2 protein-coding genes are annotated in these 1,115 nt (G+C 41.5%); both read left to right on the forward strand.

The window, feature by feature from the left end; genetic code table 11:
• Positions 1-459: capsule biosynthesis GfcC family protein (locus A3735_RS05770; protein WP_197485694.1), on the forward strand; the 459-nt coding region annotated here is incomplete at its 5' end.
• Positions 460-1,098, forward strand: a complete 639-nt coding sequence (gene cysC / locus A3735_RS05775) for an adenylyl-sulfate kinase (protein WP_068637735.1) — start codon at positions 460-462, stop codon at positions 1,096-1,098.
• The last annotated feature ends 17 nt before the right edge of the window (positions 1,099-1,115 follow it).

Raw genomic sequence — 1,115 nt, forward strand, 5'->3', positions numbered from 1 at the left:
TTATTGGATAAACTCAAGACTACTCCTGCCTTAGGTCGTTTAGTTATTGACTTAGACAAGGTCATCACTGGGCAAGAAGCTTACTCAATATCTCTTAAGGACGGAGATGAGCTATTCATCCCCGAGAAAAAGAGCTCAGTGACAGTTATTGGTGAAGTTCAGCTTCCAGTATCTCAACTATTCGAACAGGAGCTAGATTATTGGGATTATATCGAGCGCAGCGGTGGCTTAACGGATAAAGCCGATGATGAACGAATTTACATCATTAAGGCTAATGGCGGGGTTCAGATGCCTGGCTCGTCTAGTTGGTTTGCAAGTAATGATTCTCAACTAGCGCCGGGCGATACTGTGGTTGTGCCGCTTGATGCGGATAAAATTGACCAAGTTGTTTTGTGGCGTGATATGAGTCAGATTTTCTATCAGATTGCGTTGGGTGCTGCGGCTGTTGGGAGTTTATAAATGTCTGGAAATAATGTTGTATGGCACGATCAGGCGGTAGCAAAAGATGAACGCTCTGAATTAAAGAAACAAAAACCTTGTTTAATTTGGTTTACAGGTCTGAGTGGGGCCGGTAAGTCTACTGTGGCAAATGCCCTTGATCGATGGCTTCATGATAATGGCTACCATACTTATCTGCTTGATGGAGATAATGTTCGTCACGGCTTAAATAAAGACTTGGGCTTTTCTGATGAAGACAGAGTGGAAAATATTCGGAGAGTTGGAGAAGTTTCTGGGTTGTTTGTTGACGCGGGAATAATTACTTTGAGTGCGTTTATTTCTCCATTTCGAAGTGAACGACGCATGGTTCGTGATATGTTTTGTCCCGGAGAGTTTATCGAAGTATTTGTTAACACTCCGTTGGATGTATGTGAAGACCGTGACCCTAAAGGTTTGTATAAAAAAGCAAGAACCGGTGAAATCAAAAACTTTACCGGTATAAGCTCAGATTACGAAAACCCCGAGAAACCTGAAATTGTAGTTGATACAGCGACGACCTCCGTAGATGTATGTGTTGATAAGATTGTTCAATATTTGTGTTCTAACGCAGTAATTCCTGCTTATTCACTAAAAGAAGATAATACAGCTCAGGTGTCTTAAGTGGAAATGGATAATAA

It is taken from the genome of Oleiphilus sp. HI0061, assembly GCF_001635675.1.